Genomic DNA, 2,428 nt, shown 5'->3' with positions numbered 1-2,428 from the left:
CGGGAGGTGGTGATGATCGAGCAGCACTCGACCGCGGCCGAGGCGGCGGCCCTGATGCGGGAGCGGGGCATCCGGCGGGTGCTGGTCTGCGACAGCGAGCGCAAGCTGGTCGGCATCGTCTCCCTCGGCGACCTCGCGATGCAGCTCGACCCCCAGTCGGCGCTGAGCGAGATCAGCGAGCAGGCGCCCACCGTCTGAGGTGTACGGAAGGGCCCTTCCCCAGGTTCCCGGTAGCGGAGGGGTCCCTTCCCGGCGGCGGTAGCCTCGGGGGCATGTCATCCATGCCGGCCAGGCTTTCCGAGATCGTCGACGAGTTCGCCGCCGCGCCCCGCGACGTGGTGCTGGAGATGCTGCTGGAGTACGCCGATGTCGTCCCGCCGCTGCCCGCCGGCTCCGCCGACCGGGATGGCATGGAGCAGGTGCCGGAGTGCCAGACGGCGTTCTTCCTGCGCGCCCGGGTGACTCCGGAGAAGACGGTGGAGACCCTCTTCGACTGTCCGCCGGAGGCGCCCACCACGCGCGCGTTCGCCGGCATCCTTGCCGAAGGGCTGGCCGGGGCGAGCGCGGACGAGGTACTCGCCGTGCCCGACGACCTCTACCAGCGGATGGGGCTGGCCCAGGCGATCAGCCCGCTGCGGGTGCGCGGCGGCACGGCCATCCTGGCCCGGCTCAAGCGGCAGGTCCGGGAACAGACCAGCTAGTGCGGTGTCCACGAACCTTTGCGGGGTTCGTCGGCGGGAAGATTGTCGTACCGGTGGTGTTGGCTTCGGTTTGTGCCTCGTCGTCGGGATCCTGCTGCGCCTGCGGTGGTGTATCGCACCGCTCGTGTCGCGCTGCGGGTAACGCCCGCGCAGCGGCGGCGGTGTTTCGGGCTGCTGCATTCGGCCGGTGATGTGTGGGCGACGGCCACCGCGTGCGTGTCCCGACGGCGAGGGGCACCCCGGCGTTGTGGGTGCGCCTGGCCCGTCAGGTGCCGTATCCGGTCGAGCAGGTCCGCTCGATCACGCTGCTGCACGAGGGCGGCCGTCTGTTCCTCGACGTCACCGCCGAGGTTCCGATCACGGTGTACCCGTCGGGTGAGGGTCCGGATCCCGGCCGGGTCGCAGGCGTGGACGTGGGATCATCCACCCGTACGCCGTCGCCGGCTGTGGCGGGGAGGCGTTGTTGGTGTCGGGGCGGGCGATCCGCGCTGAGCACCGCATGCACCTGGCCGACACCAAAGCCCGCCATCGTGCCGTGGCCCGCCGGGCACCGAAGCCGGGTCAGCGGGGGTCGCGGCGGTGGCGCCAGTATCGTGCCCGGGCCCGTAGGGTAGAGGGTCGGCATCGGCGGCGGGTTCGGCAGGCCCAACACGAGGCGGCCCGCACCGTCGTCGACTGGGCCGTAGATCAGCGGGTCGGGGTGTTGCACGTCGGCGACCCCCGCGGCGTCCTCAACCTGCCGGCTGGCCAGCGGCACCACCTGCGGCTACGCCAGTGGCAGATCGGCCGACTCCTGCAGATCCTCACCGACAAGGCCGCTCTCGCCGGCATCACCGTTCATCTCGTCGACGAACGCGGCACGTCGTCGACCTGCCCCATCTGCCGCAAACGCGTACCGAAGCCACGCGGGCGGAGCCTGACCTGCCCGCACTGCCAGTTTTCAGGCCACCGCGATGTCGCGCGGCGGCCAGCATCGCCACCCGCACCCCGGGCGGCGGACCCACCGCCCCCACAGCGGTTACGCTGCCCGGGGTGGTCACGCACCGTCGAGCCTGCCGGCACCTCCCCGGAACCGGCCAGTCCCGACGTGACCCCCGCCGCCCACCCGGCGGCGCGGAGGTCAAGATGGCCCGCGGTGGCCCGCCCCACCACCCTGTGGGGAGTCGCTCGCCCGCACGGCGAGGATCCACAACACCCCACCGGAAACCCGGTGAACGTTATTGGACACCGCACTAGACGGAGGGTTGTCACCCGACATGGAGATCGAGATCTACGCCGACGTCGTGTGCCCCTGGTGCTACATCGGCAAGCGGCGGCTGGAGCAGGCCCTGGAGTCGTACGACGGCGAGGTGACCGTCCGCTACCGGCCGTTCCAGCTCGACCCGTCGCCGGTGGCGCAGCCGCGTCCCCTGGTGGAGGCGATGGCCGCGAAGTTCGGCGGGCCGGACCGGGTCCGGCAGATGTTCGGTCAGGTGACGGAGGTGGGGGCCCAGGTCGGCCTGAAGCTCGACTTCGACCGCGCGGTCGCCGCGAACACCTTCGACGCGCACCGCCTGGTCGCCTGGGCCACCGACCGGGGGCGCGCCGCCGAGATGGTCGACGCGCTCTACCGCGCCCACTTCACCGACGGCGTCGACGTGGGCTCCCGGGACGCGCTCGCCGGGCTCGCCGCCGAGGTGGGCCTGGACGCCACCGAGGCCCGCCGCTTCCTCGACTCCGACGAGCGC

The 2,428-nt window shown here is 72.3% G+C and carries 3 protein-coding genes and 1 pseudogene; all 4 read left to right on the top strand.

All coding sequences use genetic code 11. The features are described from left to right. The coding region (locus AB0B91_RS65100; RefSeq protein WP_358343014.1) for a CBS domain-containing protein at window positions 1-198 on the top strand (198 nt) is incomplete at its 5' end. Window positions 199-272: 74 nt separating this feature from the next. Then, a complete protein-coding gene (locus AB0B91_RS65095; RefSeq protein ID WP_089002766.1) occupies window positions 273-701 on the top strand; it encodes a SufE family protein in 429 nt (142 codons plus the stop codon). Window positions 702-1,200: 499 nt separating this feature from the next. Continuing rightward, window positions 1,201-1,647: pseudogene (locus AB0B91_RS65090) on the top strand (transposase); the annotation flags it as partial. A 310-nt stretch (window positions 1,648-1,957) separates the two neighbouring features. After that, window positions 1,958-2,428: DsbA family oxidoreductase (locus tag AB0B91_RS65085; RefSeq protein ID WP_358343011.1), on the top strand; the 471-nt coding region annotated here is incomplete at its 3' end.

Origin of the sequence: Nonomuraea sp. NPDC049141, assembly GCF_040648415.1 — a bacterium.
Classification (GTDB): domain Bacteria; phylum Actinomycetota; class Actinomycetes; order Streptosporangiales; family Streptosporangiaceae; genus Nonomuraea.
The sequence above is the reverse complement of the archived record's forward strand: the minus strand, read 5'-3'. Positions and strand labels throughout refer to the sequence as shown.